The following is a 16820-nucleotide window of genomic DNA, read 5'->3' on the forward strand; positions in this document are numbered from 1 at the left end:
CGCCCCGCCCATGGGGTTTGGTATCGGTTAGCCCGCCTTGATCCGGAAGGTGGTGTTGTCCGGAGGCGTGACCTTGATTTCCGTGGGCTTCTTGAGCTGCGGCACGTAGTCGTAGGGCACGCGGTAGGCGCGGTAGACCAGGTTGTACTTGCCGTTCTGGGTGTAGTACGGGCTGATGTATTCCCAGACGATCTCGTGGTCCGGGGTGACTTCCTGGAACTGTCCGACGGCGCCGTTGGTGATCAGCGTGTTGCCGTTGGGCAGCCGCTGGGCCGAGGACACGTAGTCGGAGTAGAACTGGTACTTGTTGCGCATGCCCATCTGCTTGGCCGAGTGCTCCCAGACCATCTTCAGGGTGCGCGGGTCGAACTCGATGACGCGGGAGTAGTCGCGGCGGGCGTCGGACCAGCCCACGGGCGCGCCGGGGTTGCGCTTGCCGTAGCCAGCGTAGCCGCCGTTGTCATAGATCAGGATGTTGCCCTCGCCCGGCAGACCCTTGGGGATCATGTGGGTGTGGTGCTGGCCGATGATCTGTTCGAGCTTGGACAGGGCGCGCTTGTACTCCTTGCCGCCGAAGGTCCACATGGAATCGCCGTAGAACTCGGGGCCCACCTGCCAGACGACCTTCTTCGTCGCCTTGTCGATGATGAAGCTGGTGTTGGTCTGGCGGCAGGAGATGATGATGTTGTCCGGGTTGAAGACCGCGTACTTCTCCTTGTCCTCGTCCCACCACTTGTTGGGGCCGAGATAGGAGGCGGCGTTGACGTGAATCCAGTCGCCGCCCTTGCGGCCCGGAGTGCGGGTCATGGAGAAGGTCGGATACTTGTACATGGTCTTCTTGAAGTCCAGGGGGAAGTCCATCTCGTCGAAGTGCTCGGAGGCGAGCCAGTCCCAGATGATCTTGCCGTCGGCGTCCACCTCGGCGATGTAGTCGTCGTAGAGTTCCTTGTCGGAGATGAACTGGTTGTGGACGAACTTGTGGGACAGGATGAGCATCTTGCCCTTGTAGTTGGCCACCGGCATGCCCGGGACGTGGTAGCCCACGGGGTTGCCCTCGAACTGGTAGTCGTGGTGCATGCCCGCGCGGGGAATGCTGCGGACCACCTTGTCGTTCCAGTCCACGACCACCAGGTCGGTGGAGTCCGGGTCGTCCCAGACGCGGCCCTTCTTGTCCGGGGCCGGGCGCTTGGAGCCCGCCAGGTAGCCGCCCTTGAGCATTTTGGGCGGATGTTCGGCCTGGCAGATGTCCTTCCACTGCCTGACCACGTTGCCGTTCATATCGATGAGCACGGTGCCCTCGGATTCCACTTCGGTGCCGAAGACCGTGTAGCCGCCCCAGCACTTCTCGGGCTTGTAGATGGTCGTACCGTGGGGGAAGACCGTGGGGAAGGACAAGGCCTTCAGGGGATTGACCAGCGTTGCCGCGGTTGCCACGGCTGCACCGGTAAGGAATTCACGTCTCTTCATTATGTACTTTCTCCTTTGTCGCTCGCTTCGTGCGACGCGGATTGAAGTCTGTTGATCCGGGACCGGCCCTCCGGTCCCGGGCTGGATGCACTCTCTAGTAGGCGTTCATGGTCGGACCGTCGCTGCCGTCGTCCTCCGCCGGGGCCTTGGCCGGAGCCTTGGCCGCAGCGGCCGGAGCCGCCGCCGGAGCACCGAAACCGGCGCCCTCGTGGTAGTCGCGGAAGAAACGCGGCGCGTCGTCGCCCGCGATGTAGCCCTGCGGGGTCAGGGTCTTGCCGTAGAAGGCCGGGTAGTCCTCGCCGTAGCGGTAGGCCCGGTGCACCATGTTGGCCATGCCGTCGATGTGGGCCTCGAAGGGCAGACCGTCGATGTTGTGGAACACGGCCTTGGCCTTGCCAGCGGAGATCGGGTTGACGAATTCCCAGACCAGCCGACCCTCGGGGTTGACCTCGAAGATGTGGCCGCCGTGGGTGGAGGTGATCAGGGTGTTGCCGTTCTTCAGCCGCTGCACCGCGCCCTGGCGGTGGGAGTTGAAGCTGTTGGTGTGCCGGGTCTTGAACTCCCAGACGATCTTGCCGGTCTTGGGATCGACCTCGATGGCGCGGGACCGGCGGTCCTGGGGACGCTCGGAGCCGTTGTCGAAGACGAGCACATGGCCGTTCTTCAGCGGGGTGGCGCAGTGGTTGCCGAACATCTGCTGGGAACCGTCATTCCAGTAGCTCGGCTTCTTGGCGGTGGGGTCCCAGGCCGAGGGGTTGCCCCAGCGGTACTCCATCTCGCCGGTCTTGTGGTTGATGAAGTAGAACTCGGACAGGTTGCGCGAGTTCAGGACCACGGTGTCGGTCTCGGGGATGTAGTTGACGGTGTTGAAGTGGGACCAGTCGTAGGTGGCGTACATCTCGCCCATGGGCATGGGCAGGGCGTAGTTGATGTCGAACTGCTTGGGCCCCGTGCCGATGTGATCCTTGATGTGCCATTCCCAGACGGTCTTGCCTTCGGGATTGACCTCGCGGACGAAATCCACCCAGAAACGGTCGTGGGGGATGCCCTTGGACATGACCGGCTTGGTCGGGATGGTCAGGGGATTGCGGCCCAGCTTGCGGGCCTCGTCATTGGTCAGGGTTTCCCAGCCCAGGATCATGGTGTTGCCGTTGGGCATGCGGCAGAAGGTGTGATGCTGGATTTCCTTGTTGGGGATGAACATCTTGTATTCCCATACCTTCTTGCCGTCCCAGTCGAACTCTTCCAGGATGCCGGCCGCGCCGCCGATGCCGCAGTAGCCGATTTCCTTCTTGTACGGCAGAACGCCGCCGCGCAGCAGGTGGCCGTTGGGCAGCAGCACGGAGTGCAGACCGGCGGTGTATTCACTCTGCCACGTGTGCACGATGTTGCCGCGCATGTCGATGAGATAGGTGGTCTTGCAGGCCACCGTGGGGTCGAACAGGGTGTATCCCTGATAGGCCATGGCCTGATTGTAGTACAGCACACCGGTGGGCCCGGTGATGGCCTCGTAGGCAAACGCCACCGAACTCAGGACCATCACGGAGATCCCGAACAGAAGCGCCATATGCCAGCGTTGCAGTTTGAGCACTCTTTCCTCCTTACCTGTTACAAATACTGTTGTTGCCACACGAGCCTCCCGCCCGACCCTGCACCGGCCGCGCTCCCTTCCCGGTCACTCTGGCGGGGGAGGCGGCCGCCCGGCACGGGCCGCGCGGTTGGCAGCATGGACCAACCAAGTTTCATGCCACTGTGATAGGCGGAAAAAACATATTGTAATTCAATTGGTTGTCATCCAGTTGACCGTGCGCATGCGCCTCTGTGCATGCGCTCTCACGCACACACTGTGCCGCCCTCCGCACAGACGGCCCCTCCCCCGGCCGGAGCCGGAACGGATGGCGGGCGCGGTCCGGGTGAGCTGCGGGACGCCCGGAAACGGCAAGGGCCGGTCCGCGAGGACCGGCCCTTGTTTCGCACCCGCGCCACGGGGCCTAAATGTCGTAGGATTCGATCTTGTCGTACAGGGTGCGGCGGCCGATGCCGAGGATCTTGGCCGCCTTGGAGCGGTTGCCCTCGGCGGCGGCCAGGGCCTGGCGGATGGCCTTGATCTCGGCGTTCTTCACGGCCTGCTTCAGGGAGACCGCGCCCTCCTCGCCGCCCTCGGTCTCGGGGAAGCAGATGGGGTGGGCGCAGAGGTCCTCCACGCTGATGGTCTGACCCTCGGCCAGGAGCACGGCCCGCTCGATGACGTTCTCCAGCTCGCGGATGTTGCCCTTCCACGGGGAGTCGCGCAGGGTCTGCATGGCCCCCGGGGTCAGGGACTGGACCTTCTTGTTGTAGCGGACGTTGAACTTGTGCACGAAATGGCCCACGAACAGGACCATGTCCTCCTGGCGGTTGCGCAGGGCGGGCAGGTGCAGGGGGATGACCGCCAGCCGGTAGTAGAGGTCCTTGCGGAACTCCCCTGCCTCCACGGCCTCCTCCAGGTTGCGGCTGGTGGCCGACAGGAAGCGCACGTCCACGGTGATGGGCGTGTTGCCGCCCACGGGCTTGATCTCCTTCTCCTGGATGGCCCGCAGGAGCTTGACCTGTGTGGACGGGGTCAGCTCGCCGATCTCGTCCAGGAAGATGGTCCCGCCCTGGGCCTCCTCGAGCAGGCCGCGCTTGGCCCGGATGGCCCCGGTAAAGGCGCCCTTGACGTGGCCGAACAGCTCGCTCTCCAGGAGGTTCTCGGACAGGGCCCCGCAGTCGATGGTGAAGAACGGCTTGTCGGCCCTGGAGCTGGCGTTGTGGATGCGCCGGGCGAACAGGGACTTGCCCGTTCCGGTCTCGCCCTGGATGAGGATGGACACGTCCGAGTCCGAGACCTTCTCGACCATGGTCATCATCTGCTGCATGAGGGCGTTGTTGCCGATGACCATGGCCCCGGAATCCGCCTGCTGCTCGCGCTCGCTGAAGGTCTCGAGCTTGCGGTGCAGGCGGCCGTACTCGATGGCCCGGCGGGCCAGCAGGGCCAGCTCCTGGGTCTTGAACGGCTTGGTGATGTAGTGGTAGGCCCCGAGCTTGATGGCCTCCACCGCGGTCTCGATGGTCCCGGCACCGGTCATGATGATGAACGGCTGGATGTGGTCGATGGTCCGGATCTGCTTGAGCAGTTCGAGCCCGCTCATGGGCTCCATGGCCAGGTCGCTGACCACCAGGTCGTAGGCGGTCTCGGACAAGGCCTTCCAGGCCTCCTGGCCGGTGGAGGCCGTATCCACCACGTATCCCTGGCGGCCCAGGGACCGCTTCAGCACGGCGAGCAGCTCCTGCTCGTCATCGACCAGCAATATCTTTTCGGGCATGGCTCAGGCCTCCTCGTCGTGGACCGACGGAAATTCCAGGAACATGCAGGTGCCCCTTCCCGGCTCGGATTCGGCGAAAATCAGACCGTCGTGCCGCTCCACCATGCGGCGGGTGATGAACAACCCCAGGCCGAAGCCGCCCTTGCGCGACGAGAAGAACGGCTCGAAGATCTGCGTCAGGTTGTGCCGCTCGATGCCCGTGCCGTTGTCGCTGACCTCCAGGCGCACGGTCTCGTCCTCGCCCTCCCCGGCCCGGCAGGCGCGGATGAGGATGCGCTCGTCCTCGCCCGTCACGGCCAGGGAATTGAAGACCAGGTTCATGAGCACCTGTTGCAGGGCGCGGTCGTCGCCCCGGATGTACAGGGGCTCGTCGGGCAGGTCCACCTCCACCCGCTCCTGCTTGCGGCGGCTGCCGAGCAGGGACAGGGCGTCGCGGACCAGGGCGCCGATCTCCACGGTCTCCATGCTCATGGGCTTGGGCGTGGCCGCCTCGAGCAGCCCCTTGGTGATCTCGCCCGCGCGGATGGCGTTGCGCTGGATGGCCAACAGGCCGTCCTTGACGTCCGGAACCAGCCCCTCCTCGAACATGAGGTCCTCGGCGTTGGCCTGGATGACGCCCAGGGGGTTGTTGATCTCGTGGGCCAGGGAGGCGGCCATCTTGCCGATGATGCCGAGGCGCTCGGACTGGATCAGCTCCTCCTCCATGCGGTTGCGCTCGGTCACGTTGCGGGCGAACAGACAGGCCAGGAGCTGGGTCCGGACCGGACCCTGAATGATCCGCCCGGCCACCTCCACCTCCATGGGGTGGCCCGCGCTCTCGACCATCTGGAACTCGAACTTGTCGCAGCCGTCGTTGAAGACCTTCTTCAGAAAGGCGTCGATCTCGTCGGCGTATTCGCGGGTGACCAACTGGCGCAGGTTGACCTCGTTCACGGGTCCGGGGAAGCGCAGGGAGTCGCGGGCGCGCTCGTTGGCGTGGAGCACGCTGCCCTCCTCGTTGACCAGAAAAATCATGTCCGGCGAAGATTCGATGAGGTCTCGGTAACGCTGCTCGGTGCGGCGCAGGTCCTGGGTCACCCGGTCCACGCGCCGCTTGAGGGAGACGTTCCAGACCACGATGGCGACGAAGATGACCCCGGCCACGCCCGAGCCCACGGCCACGTACTTGGCGTAGTGGCGGAGGTCGTCGGTGATGGTCGGCTTGCCGAACCACTTGTCGCGCAGCTGGGCGGCCATGCCGCTCTCCCGCAGGTGGCGGAAGGCCTCCCGGATATCCTCGGCCAGCGCGGGCCGGCTCCGGGGCACGATGATGCCCAGGGGGCTCTCGCCGAGAACCACGCCCTTCTTGAGGATGTTCGGGATCTGGTAGCGGTCGATGAGGTCGTCGGCCACGCGCTCGGACGGGGCCACGAACACGTCCATGACCCCCTGGCTGACCATGTTCAGGGCCTCCATGGGCGAACTCAGCCAGACCACGTCCTCGGGCAGGTTGATCTCGGCGCTGTAGGGCGCGGAGGTGATGGCCACGACCTTCTTGCTGGCGAGGTCGCGCAGGCAGGTCACCGAGCGGCAGCTCTCGTTGACGTAGAGGTGGTGGCGCAGGCTGATGCCCACGGGAATCCAGATGGCGTCCAGTTCGTCGGCGGTCTCCTGCGAGTCGTGGGCCAGGATGTCCACCGAGCCGTTCAGGAAAAGCTCCCGCCGCTTGCCCAGGTCGTGGATGGGCCGGAACTCCATGTCCGCGCCCATGATCCTGCCCAGCATGACCATCTCGTCCACGGAGTAGCCGCGCACGCCCTGCTTGCCCTCCTTGACGGCCAGGAAGGAGAACGGCGGGGACAGGGCCCGCGTGCCCACGTGGTAAACCGGCCGCGCCAGGGCCCGCCCATGCGCCAGGACCGGGAGGAACCCGAGGCAGAGGATGAGGATAAGGACGGCGCGGCGCATGATCGCCAGCCTAGCGCAAAGCGGGCCGTCGCGCCACCGCCGAAGCGGCGGGGCCGAAAAACGCCGACGTCCCCCGGCAGGAGGGATGCCGGGGGAGTACGGTGAGAGGAGGTGGACAATGCGTCGGTTCAACGCTTTTCTCCGGGAACGTCGTTATGGCACGGCGCCGATGAGGACCGCCTTGTAGCCCTTGCCGATATCGTTGCGGGCGTCCGAGTGGACCAGGATCATGTCCAGGAACCGGCCCGGTTCGAGCCCGTCCAGGGTCAGGGCGATGGCCGCCGACTGCCCGGCGGGCACGGTCAGTTCGCCCTGCCAGTACGTCTTCCTGAACTTCTGCGACTCGACCTTCGTGACCAGCATGGGGGCGTCGCCCGCGTTGCGCACGGTCAGTGTCACGGCATTGGCCTTGCCCGCCGCCAGGGTCCCCAGGTCCACCTTGCGCGGGTTGACCTCCATGACCCCCATGGGCACGGGTTCGACGTAGCCCACGATGTGGATGACCTGGGCGTCCTCCTTGCCCTTGCCGGTGAACACGGTGACGGTTTTGTCGAACTTGCCTGGATATTTGAACGTGTTGTAGTTGATGATCATTTCCGTGGCTTCGCCGGGTTCGAGGCTGCTCTTCCCGAGAGCAGTGCTGGTGCAGCTTCAGGACGTGGTCACGTTCTCGATGGTCAGCGCCCGGTCGCCCGTATTGGTCAGGGTGATCGTCTGGCGGGCCACCGGCCCCTCGGTCATGGCCCCGAAGTCCACGGTGGTCTGGCTGACGGACAGGGGTCCGGCCCAGGCTCCGGCCGCCAGGCAGGCGACCAGGGCGCAGGCCAGGGCAATGGATCTGAAACGCATTGTCGGCTCCTTATTGTTCCCCGTGCACGAAACGGGATTTGACCTTGTAGTCGAAGTTCTTGTCCTGGCCCTCGGTGTGGCAAGTGCGGCACAGGGCCTCGTCGGGCCTGGCGACGATGTCGGCCGGGTCCTGCGACGCCACGTGCTTCCGGCCGGGGCCGTGGCAGTTCTCGCACTGCACGTCCTTGAGTTCCGGGGTCAGGTCCATGTCGATGAACCCGCCGTCCGCGTCCATGGCCACCACGTGGCAGCGCACGCAGCCGGGCACCGACTGCTTCTCCTCGCCCTGCTGCTTCAAATCCTCGAAGGCGTTGGCGTGGGGGGTGGTCTTCCATCCCTTGACCACGTCGGCGTGGCACTCCTCGCAGGCGGTGTAGCCCACGTAGTCGCCGAACAGTTCGGCATGGGCCGCGGCCGCCGCCAGGGAGAGGAGGAAGCAGGCGACGGCCACGATCAGCAGAAGGCGGTTCATGGCGTTCTCCCGGCTAGCAGTTGCAGTCCGATGCGGGCTCTATGTAGATGACCTTCTCGAGCTTCCTGAGCAGGGCGTTGTCCACGCCGTCGATGTCGAGCAGCTCGGACATGTCCACGAACTCCCCGTTCTCCGTGCGGGCCTTGACGATCTCCTCGGCCAGTTCGTGGCTGATGCCGTCGATGGCCTCCAGCTGTTCCACGGTGGCCACGTTGAGGTTGAGCTTGCCGCTGTTGTCCGCGGCGAAGGATGCCTGCGCGGACAGGGCCAGGGCCAGGACGAACGCCAGGATGAGGCAGATCTTTTTCATGTTCGATACTCCTTTGAATTTACCAGCCGAGATAGTGATGGCTGTACATGAAGAACCAGGCCACGCAGGAGAGGACTCCGCTGGCGATGCCGGAAACGGTTTTGCGGAAGGTCGAGGCCGTGTCGCGGCCCGCCTTGAACACGCCCAGGTACAAGGCCGCCGTGGTCAGCAGGACCAGCAGGACCGCGAACAGGGGCAGGATGACGTAGTAGATGCCGTGCATGATCTCCTCCTAGAGCAGGCCCAGGTACTGGCTGACGGTGACGACGGCCATGACTGCCAGGGCGAAGACGATGCCCAGGGTGTCCCTGTCCTGTTCCTCCACGCCCTGGTTGGCCATGAAGTCGAAGCCGGTTTCGTCGGTGGTGTGCGGATGTCTGTTCATGTCAATCCTCCTAGGCCGCGAACAGGCCGGTCTTGACGCAGATGACGAGGGCCGCGAGGAGCAGGGCGATGCGCAGGAGCCCGGCGGCCAGGGTGACCAGGACCCCCTTGAGGCCGTGCTGCGTGATCTCGCGGAAGGACACGGACAGGCCGAGCGCGGCCGCGGCCAGGGAGAAGTCCCACTTGACCATGGCGAAGATGGCGTGGTGGGCGGGCTCCTTGAACAGGTGCAGGCAGGCCAGGGCCCACAGGAAGACGAACACGCCGAGCCACAGCGGGAAGGTCTTGATGCCGCGCGTGGCCATGACCGTCTCGTCGTCGCGGCGGCGCAGCTTGCGCACGAACATGACGATGAAGACGTACAGGAAGCCCGCGGGCATGATGACGTGGCGGCCCACGTCGAACCAGGTGGCCCAGCGGCCCGCCTCGTAGCTCGACCCGAAGGCCGCGAACAGGGCCTGGGCCCCGTTGCCCACGCCGACCACCGAGGCCAGGCCCAGGGCCTGCGGGGTCAGTCCGACCCACTCCCCGAGCACGGGCAGCAGGTACATGGAGACCAGCCCGAAGCCGATGACGCAGGCCGTTGCGTGGACCACCTGGCCGCCCTTGGCCTTGATCAGCGGCATGAGGATGGCGCAGGCGTGGGGGTCGCCCGTGGCCAGGCCGCCCGCGATGATGGACCCGTGGCGGTCGTCGAGCCTGAACAGCTTCGCAATCCACAGGGTCAGGGTCGCGGTCAGGAACAGGGAGGCCGTGCAGATCAGGATCGGGGCAGCGCCGAGCTTTAAGGCGTGGCCGAGCATAAAGTGCGGGGCGAGCATGATGATGCCCAGCGGCATGAGCATGTGGATGTAGGACAGGCCGCGTTTCCAGGAGTCCGGCACGCCGAAGACGTTGCCGATGATCAGGCCGACGAGCAGCGGGTTCCAGACGAAGTTGGAGTTCAGGACCTGGAAGAGGGACTGGTGGTGCACCGGACCGATGACCCCGTCCAGCCAGGCGAACAGGTTTTGCAGGGTGAACGGGTTGGGCACCCCGGCCAGGTTGTTGCTGAAGATGGCGATGAAGAACATCGCCAGCAGTCCGGGCAGGACCGCCTTCAGGTCATACAGTGCGCTGAACCAGGATTTGCGGCCCAGCTCGTAGTGTATTGCCATGCTTTGGGTATTCATTGCTTTTCCTCGTGATGTCTTGGGCCGCTAGCGGCGGATGTGGGCGGAACCGCCGGTGTTGACCGAGCCGCTGACCTTTTCGCTCGGGGCCTTGGAGCCCACGCGCCAGTGGTCCATGAAGCCCAGGCGCGGGAGCATGGACAGCCTCAGGAAGCCCTCGATGGTCCCGTTGACCCCGACCAGCACGTCCACGTTGTTGCGCGGGCGGAAGGCCAGGTTGTCGGTCTTCTCGACCTCGTCCCCGGACCCGGTCTCGATGTGCCAGGCCATGACCATCTCGCCGTCGAAGCTGTCCAGGACCAGACGGAACAGAGGCTCGCCCTTCTCATTCTTCGGCCCCTCGTACACGGGGTGCTCACGGTCCAGGACAATGGCCTCGGGGTTGTCGAGCAGGACCTCGTTGAGCTGGTAGCAGTGGCCGCACACGTCCGGGCGGACCATGAAGCGCGGGTCGAACTCGAACGGCGTGTCGCGCTCCAGCTCCTGGATGCCGGTATACAGCCAGAGGTTGGCCCTGCCGTCCTTGAACGGGGTCTCCAGGTCCATCTCGGCCAGGACCGAGCCGACCTTGAACTGCATCATCCGGGCGGTGTCCTGGTGCTGGGGCAGGAGCTTGCGGGTCTCGGCGTTGAGCGGGCCCACGGTCTTTTCGGCGACCACCTTGCCCGCCTTGTCCAGCAGGGACAGACCGATGGTCCCGGCCTGTTCGTCCAGGCCGTCGCAGCGCAGCACGTATCCGCCGAGCTTGGCCGTGTCGCCCGCGCCCAGGGCCTTTTCGCCGGGCTTCCTGTAGGTGTAGCTGATGCTCTGCAGGGAAGGGGTGCCGAACTCCCTGATCTTGACGTAGTTGGAGCCGATGTACTCGGGCTGGATGTAGGTCGCGCCCTCGGAGAAGAGGTCGGGCATGAAGTAGCGGTCATGGGCCGACTTGTCCTCGCTGAACCCCTGGGCCAGGTAGAAGTGCGCGCCCCAGCGGTTGCCGGAGTACTTCATCAGCGAGAGCGAGGCCACGGGCCGGTCGTCCAGGTAGGACATGCCGGTGTAGCGCAGCGCCTTGTTGCGCACGCCGAGCAGCTCGTCCTGCCAGTACATCAGGTTGCCGTCGCCCATGGGCTGGTTCTTCCAGAAGTCCAGGTCAAAGTCCTTGCGCACGTAGGTCCCGGAGGAGAACGTGGTCAGGTAGGCCCGCCTGCCGAGCAGGAAGAAGCTTTCGCCCGCCAGGGTGCGGATGTTGCGCGCGTTGCGCGAGGTGTAGCACAGCCCGGCCGGGGGAATGACCACGCGGTTGTTGCGGTAGTCCACGTAGGACCCGCGGACCACGATGGCCTCGGCGGACAGGAGCCGCTCGCCCTTGCGGTTGCGCGAGACCTTGCGCATGAGCCCCTTGAGCCGGGGCACGAAGGGCGCGGTGTGGTCGGGCTCGTAGAACGAGGCGTCGGGGATGACCTTGGGATAGGAGGTGAACCTGGACTCCTCGACCACGGTGCCGTAGGACGAATCCGCCAGCCGGGTCAGGAAGGAGCGTTCGATGATCGGTTCGAGCACGGGCGAGGAGCCGAGGAAGAAGTCGAGGTTGTTCTTCCCTTCCCCGGGCCACATGACCATGTTGTCCGTGCGCATGAAGTAGTAGTCGCGGACGTAGAGGTCGCGGACCACGCCCCCGTCCAGGCCGCCCGCGACCACCTTGAAGGCCGGGCGGTTCCAGACGTCCGAGTACTTGACCGGGCCGTCGAAGGCGTCGTGGTCCTTGTCGAAGACCACGGGCTGGTTGTTTTCGAGCAGCAGACGGTGGAGCATGCCGGTCTTGAGGTTGGGCTCCAGGACCACGTTGTAGCGCTTGTCCAGGGGCCAGGGCTGACCGTTCTTGACCGTGACCAGGTCGCGGTAGACGACGAAGGAGAAGTTGCCCGAGGAGTAGCCGTGGGCCTTGCCCGTGGACCAGGGCACGAAGTCCGAGTCCTTGAGGAAGGCCGGGTCGATGACGATCTCCACGCGCATGTCCAGCTCCGGCACGGTCAGCTGGTACTTGTCCAGTTCGGCCGGGCGGGTCTTGTACTCCTGGGCCGTGGTCGGCTTGACCAGCTTCTCGGCCAGGACCTCGCTGCCGGTGAAGTTGGTGATCCGGACCAGGAAGCCGTCGGGCCGCCGGAAGGCGTAGATGCGCTTGTTGAAATAGTAGCGATAGTCCTCCTGGCGCACCTCGAGGATGACCGGGCGCTGCATGGAGAAGGTCGCCTCGGTGATCTCCGGGAACTCGATGGACGCGAACTCGGCGGTGTCGAAGTCCACGTCGCGGGCCACGTACTTGCTGGCCCCGAAGTAGTAGGTGTTGTCCAGGTAGAACTTTTCGAGCTGCGGGTTGAGCCCTTCCTGCAGATGGATGTCCCGGACCTCCTCGCGCCTGGGGAAGCGCGTGGCGATGGGAAATTCCAGGGGGAAGCCGCCGGACGGCGAGATGACCGCGAACTCGGCGTAGGGCACGTCGTAGTGGTCCGTGGAATAGTCGAACCACAGCCGGTAGCCGGAGTCGCCCAGGGGCGTGCGGTCGCCCTTGTTCAGGGCCACGTCGCGGTAGGTCCGCGTGGCGGTCTTGAGGTCCACCAGGTAGGTGTGCTCGCCCAGGACCAGGAACGGGTCGCGCAGGAGCGGCCGGGCGTCGTGGGAGGTCTCGGACAGGTAGAACAGCCCGCCGGCCGGGACCGTGGCCGCGCCGTCGGCGATCTCGCTGCCGCGCAGGACGATGGCCTCGGTCAGGCTCTTTTTCTGTCCGAGCTGGTTCTTGTAGACCTTGTTGCGCAACCCCGCCAGGTGCGGCAGGAAGGTCATGTCCGCCGACGGCGACAGGCCGTGCGGATCGGTTGCGGCCGCCCCCGCGCCCGGCAGGGCGAGGAGCAGGACCAGGGCAAGGGCCAGTAGTCTGAATGTGTGTTGCATATCCCTGTTTCCTGAAAAGCTGATTACAACGTCCTATGGACAACCTGCCTCTCCGGGAAACAAGAAGCGTACCAAGCCCCCTTTTTGCTATTTTATCGTTTTATTGCAATATATTATAAAATTCAGCCCCGACGGATTCCGGCGAAATTTGTGCGGCATGCCGCACAGTAAAATCACGAGTGTGCGTGCGCGCGAACACTCGGAAAGCGCCCTCCTCCACCGGACAGGACCGGCGCCGATGCGAACCCCCCTGTCGCACACCACGGACTGACAATTCTGTAGTTAATTAATTTCAAATTTGTACGTAAATGCACAAAATGTCGTCGGCGCAGTTTTGACAACATATTGAAATTATGGGAGTTAGCCGTTGGCATATTGTATGCTTTACGGGACACAACACACCAAACAAGGTATAATCCATGCAAATTCACTACAGACCCATCGGCTACTTCCACACCCCGCACAAGAACACCACGGGCATGCCCATCCAGCCCTCCGGGGCCCAGGGCGTCAAGGGGACCATCCAGGTGCTGCCCGAGTTCCGCGAGGGATTGCGGGACATCGAGGGGTTCTCGCACCTGATCATCCTCTACCACCTGCACGAGATCGAGGGGCAGGACCTGACCGTGATCCCCTTCCTGGACAACAGCCCGCACGGCATCTTCGCCACACGCTCGCCCAAGCGGCCCAACCCGCTGGGGCTGTCGGTCATGTCCCTGTGCGGGGTCTCGGAGGAGGGCATCATCCTGAACAACGTGGACGTGCTCGACGGCACCCCGGTCATCGACATCAAGCCCTATGTCCCGGACTTCGACGTCTGGCCCGCCGACCGCGTAGGCTGGTTCGAGGGCAAGTCGTGCAACGCGACCACCCGGCGCAGCGACGACCGCTTTGCGGCCTGCGCCCTGGAGGAGACCGGAAGCTAGGAATTTTTATCGCGAAAACGGCATCCCGAAGCGCCCGTGGCCCTGAGCCGCGCCCGTCCGACCGATGCACAACCCGGATGAGGTGAGACATGGCACTCTTCGTACTCCTGCACGACGCGTTTCAAGGCGGCTGGGTCTGGCGCCAGACGGCCCGCGAGCTGCGCGACCTCGGCCACGAGGTCCACACCCCGAGCTTCGCCGGGCGCACCCTGCCCTTCGGACCGGACAACGCGGACAGCCCGTCGAAGGCGGCCCTGGATAACCTGGTCCGCTATTTCGAGGCAGAGAACCTGCGCGACGTGGCCCTGGTCTGCTCGGGCTGGTCAGGCCTGCTCGGCCCGGCCCTGGCCGAGGCCCTGCCCACGGCCGTGCGTACCCTGATCTTCTGGGACGCCGTGCTGCCCGAACCGGGCAGGAGTTTCATGGAGGTCTGTCCCGAGGACCTGGCCGCGGCCATCGACGGCAACAGCGAATCCACCGAGGTCGCCCCGTTCGTGTCCGGGCCGCTGAACTGGCTGGAGTGCGGCGAGGACACAGCCTCGCTCCTGGCCCCCTTCCCCCGGCGGGCCTTCACCGAGCCCTACGCGGGTCCGGCGCGCGGCCGCTGGCCCAGGGCTCTGTTCATCCACTCCCCGGAGACGGACGCCCCCGGCTCGCCCTTCACCCGCGACATGGTCGAAGCCTCGGGCATGCCCTGGCTCGAACTGGACATGTACGAATATCCGCTCCTCGGCCGGGCCCAGGAGCTGGCCCGCCTGCTGGTGAGCCAGGCCGCGCCCGGCGCATCGCGCAACTTCAACGGCTGTTCGCGCAACACCATGCCGCACGAAATGCGCATGCAATATTGTTCGCATTACCGCAGGCGCCACGAGTTGGCCGTGGCCGGCGAAAGAATCGACGCCTGACGGCGGGCTACCTCCTCCCGTCCGTCAATCTGACGGCCCTCGCCACCCGGGCCGCCACCCTCGTCACCGTCCGCGCCGGGAACCGCACCATCCACCGGCGCGGACGGGTCGCAGGGAATCCCGCCTACTGCTCCTTCTTGAAGACGATCAGCGGGCAGTTCTTGCACACGTCCGCGCCGGGGAAGCCGTCGCCGGGCCGGGTGATGGAGCTGCTGCCCGCCTTGATGCGCGTCATGAGCCGGTCGAAGACCGCACCGAACTGGACGCCGGGGATGATCACGTTGATCTCGCCGCGCTCGGTCTTACCCGCGTTGTAGCTGCCCGAGCAGGCCGGGAGCATGTTGAACTCGCGGGCCAGGTAGGAGTGCACGTTGCCGCCGCAGGCCGAGGAGTTCATGGTGATGGTCGAGTGCAGGGGGTGGGTGTCCGTGGCCGCCATGTAGTCCACGGCCAGGTGGTAGGCCTGCATGTTGTCGCAGTAGAAGTGCACGGTGTCGGGCTCGTACAGGCCGTCCACCGCGCCCAGCGGGGCCACGGCGATGCCGAGCAGCCCCTGGGGCAGCCGGGCCTTGGAGCGCACGAACCGCTCGGCCTGGTCCAGGTCCCTGGTGTACTTGGCGTGGCCCTTGATCTCGCCCTCGTCCAGCTCCTTCCAGCCGAAGCCGTAGCGCGCGTTGCCGCAGCCCAGCCCGGCCTCGCCCGAATAGACGATCTGGCCCTTCATGCGCGCCCCGATCTCCCACTGACAGAAGGTCATGGCCTTGACCGGGGTGTAGATCTCCGGCGCGGCCGCGTGGAAGGCGTCCAGCTCGGCCTGGTCGAAGAAGAATTTGACCGCCACGGGGTAGTGATAGAGCCGTAGCTCGCGCATGAGGATTTCCTGCATTTCCCTGTACGACATGATGGTACTCCTTTCGGATTGATGGTTGTGCACGATGCCGGAACGAACGGAATCCGGACCGGCGTCCTCCCGCTATGCCCCGGCAGGACCGGGGGTCAAGGGGAGGGCCCGTCGTGAAATTCCGCGCGCTGCATTATGCTGAATCAAGCACGATGTCGGCTTCGAAGGGACAAGTGTTGCGCCGTTTTTTCACAAGCGGCAAGGAGGTCACGGAAACGGGGCGGTTGCGGTCCTTCCCGGCCGGGCCGGATCGCGGGGGATGCGGAGAGGGGTTGGCGATGGAGCCGCCCGGCAGGGTCGCGGGCGGCTCCATCTCCGGTTCGGTTCGCGGGTCAGCGCAGGATAAGCATGGATGAGGAGGCGTGATTAACCAACGCATTGACCCTTTTGGAGTGAAAGATTCGTTCCAGGGGCGACTTGTGCTTGAGCCACAGGGCCATGAGGTCGTCCTTGCGCCCGGACTCGATGAAGGTCTCGAGCGAGTCCTCGTCCACCACCCGGATCAGGGCGTGGACGTCCCGCTTCAGGTAGTAGTCCAGGACCTCGCCCATACTGACCTCCACGGGCTCGCGCAGCTCGCCCTTCCTGAGCACGCCGACCACCTCCAGCCCGGCGGCGTAGATGGTCACCCACTGGTTGATGAGTTCCAGGGACTCCTGAGAGATGTCCGCGTGGTCCAGGCAGCAGACCACCCGCGAGGTGGCCGGCTCCTCGCGGATGACGAAAACCGAACAGTCGGCCGCGTCGGCCACCCGGCCGGGCACGTCCGACCCCCGGCCCCAGCCGCCCTCGTGGTGGCCGCAGCCGAGGATGATCAGGTCGCACCCCTCGGCCCGGGCCTCGGTGGTGATGGCCTTGACCGGGTCCCCGCCGCGCAGGTGGAGCTTGAAGGCCTTGCGCCCGGAGAGGTCCTGTTCCAGGACCTTGTCCCCCCGGCGCATCCACGGGGCGTCCGCGCGCCGGTCGTACAGGTCCGCGCCGGGGCCCAGGGCCTCGAGGAAGTCCTCCCGGTAGCGGCCCAGCAGCCGCAGGCGGGGATGGGCGTGGCTCGGGTCCAGCTCCTCCTCGGCGATGTAGGAACGGCTCTTTTCGATGGCCAGCATGACCACGTCGGCCCAGGTGTTGGCCGCCAGGCGGGCGGCCTGGCGCACGGCGTACCGGCTGTAGGCGTTTTCATCCACGGCGACGAGAATCTTCATGTCAACTCTC

General features: G+C 65.3%; 15 protein-coding genes. 2 read left to right on the forward strand and 13 right to left on the reverse strand.

Going from position 1 to position 16820, the window contains the following annotated elements; translation table 11 throughout:
• Positions 1 to 27: 27 nt before the first annotated feature.
• The 11 genes from DND132_RS06880 to DND132_RS06930 all read right to left on the reverse strand — a co-directional run bounded on the left by DND132_RS06880 (position 28) and on the right by DND132_RS06930 (position 12879).
• Positions 28 to 1467: an aryl-sulfate sulfotransferase gene (locus DND132_RS06880; RefSeq protein WP_014321993.1), complete on the reverse strand. Its 1440-nt coding sequence runs from the start codon at positions 1465 to 1467 to the stop codon at positions 28 to 30.
• 94 nt (positions 1468 to 1561) lie between these two features.
• A complete protein-coding gene (locus DND132_RS06885) occupies positions 1562 to 3058 on the reverse strand; it encodes an aryl-sulfate sulfotransferase (protein ID WP_014321994.1) in 1497 nt (498 codons plus the stop codon).
• Between the two features lie 400 nt (positions 3059 to 3458).
• The gene (locus DND132_RS06890; RefSeq protein ID WP_014321995.1) at positions 3459 to 4811 is read right to left on the reverse strand and encodes a sigma-54-dependent transcriptional regulator; all 1353 of its coding nucleotides are present in this window, start codon (positions 4809 to 4811) and stop codon (positions 3459 to 3461) included.
• A gap of 3 nt (positions 4812 to 4814) precedes the next feature.
• The gene (locus DND132_RS06895; protein ID WP_014321996.1) at positions 4815 to 6758 is read right to left on the reverse strand and encodes an ATP-binding protein; all 1944 of its coding nucleotides are present in this window, start codon (positions 6756 to 6758) and stop codon (positions 4815 to 4817) included.
• A 153-nt stretch (positions 6759 to 6911) separates the two neighbouring features.
• Positions 6912 to 7607: a DUF1573 domain-containing protein gene (locus tag DND132_RS06900; RefSeq protein ID WP_014321997.1), complete on the reverse strand. Its 696-nt coding sequence runs from the start codon at positions 7605 to 7607 to the stop codon at positions 6912 to 6914.
• 10 nt (positions 7608 to 7617) lie between these two features.
• Positions 7618 to 8079 (reverse strand): cytochrome c family protein, encoded by a 462-nt coding sequence (locus tag DND132_RS06910; RefSeq protein ID WP_014321998.1) that lies wholly within the window; start codon positions 8077 to 8079, stop codon positions 7618 to 7620.
• Between the two features lie 13 nt (positions 8080 to 8092).
• A complete protein-coding gene (locus DND132_RS06915; protein ID WP_014321999.1) occupies positions 8093 to 8389 on the reverse strand; it encodes a ComEA family DNA-binding protein in 297 nt (98 codons plus the stop codon).
• A 19-nt stretch (positions 8390 to 8408) separates the two neighbouring features.
• Positions 8409 to 8612 (reverse strand): hypothetical protein, encoded by a 204-nt coding sequence (locus DND132_RS06920; RefSeq protein ID WP_014322000.1) that lies wholly within the window; start codon positions 8610 to 8612, stop codon positions 8409 to 8411.
• Between the two features lie 9 nt (positions 8613 to 8621).
• Positions 8622 to 8774: a hypothetical protein gene (locus tag DND132_RS18460; protein ID WP_014322001.1), complete on the reverse strand. Its 153-nt coding sequence runs from the start codon at positions 8772 to 8774 to the stop codon at positions 8622 to 8624.
• 10 nt (positions 8775 to 8784) lie between these two features.
• A complete protein-coding gene (locus DND132_RS06925; protein WP_202945500.1) occupies positions 8785 to 9930 on the reverse strand; it encodes a putative sulfate exporter family transporter in 1146 nt (381 codons plus the stop codon).
• Between the two features lie 42 nt (positions 9931 to 9972).
• Positions 9973 to 12879: a hypothetical protein gene (locus DND132_RS06930; protein ID WP_014322003.1), complete on the reverse strand. Its 2907-nt coding sequence runs from the start codon at positions 12877 to 12879 to the stop codon at positions 9973 to 9975.
• 419 nt (positions 12880 to 13298) lie between these two features.
• On the opposite strand from DND132_RS06930, the gene tsaA reads away from it, so the two are divergent.
• Positions 13299 to 13805: a tRNA (N6-threonylcarbamoyladenosine(37)-N6)-methyltransferase TrmO gene (gene tsaA, locus DND132_RS06935; RefSeq protein ID WP_014322004.1), complete on the forward strand. Its 507-nt coding sequence runs from the start codon at positions 13299 to 13301 to the stop codon at positions 13803 to 13805.
• 89 nt (positions 13806 to 13894) lie between these two features.
• Positions 13895 to 14710 carry an alpha/beta fold hydrolase gene (locus DND132_RS17565; RefSeq protein ID WP_014322005.1) on the forward strand — a complete coding sequence of 272 codons (816 nt, stop codon included), beginning with the start codon at positions 13895 to 13897 and terminating at the stop codon, positions 14708 to 14710.
• A gap of 124 nt (positions 14711 to 14834) precedes the next feature.
• Here DND132_RS17565 and DND132_RS06945 read toward each other — a convergent pair whose 3' ends face one another.
• Together DND132_RS06945 and DND132_RS06950 are read right to left on the reverse strand one after the other, a co-directional pair.
• Positions 14835 to 15611, reverse strand: a complete 777-nt coding sequence (locus tag DND132_RS06945) for a DUF169 domain-containing protein (RefSeq protein ID WP_014322006.1) — start codon at positions 15609 to 15611, stop codon at positions 14835 to 14837.
• A gap of 332 nt (positions 15612 to 15943) precedes the next feature.
• Positions 15944 to 16810, reverse strand: coding sequence for a universal stress protein (locus DND132_RS06950; protein ID WP_014322007.1), 867 nt, complete (start codon positions 16808 to 16810; stop codon positions 15944 to 15946).
• Between the last annotated feature and the right edge of the window lie 10 nt (positions 16811 to 16820).

The organism is Pseudodesulfovibrio mercurii (assembly GCF_000189295.2).
Taxonomy (GTDB): domain Bacteria; phylum Desulfobacterota; class Desulfovibrionia; order Desulfovibrionales; family Desulfovibrionaceae; genus Pseudodesulfovibrio; species Pseudodesulfovibrio mercurii.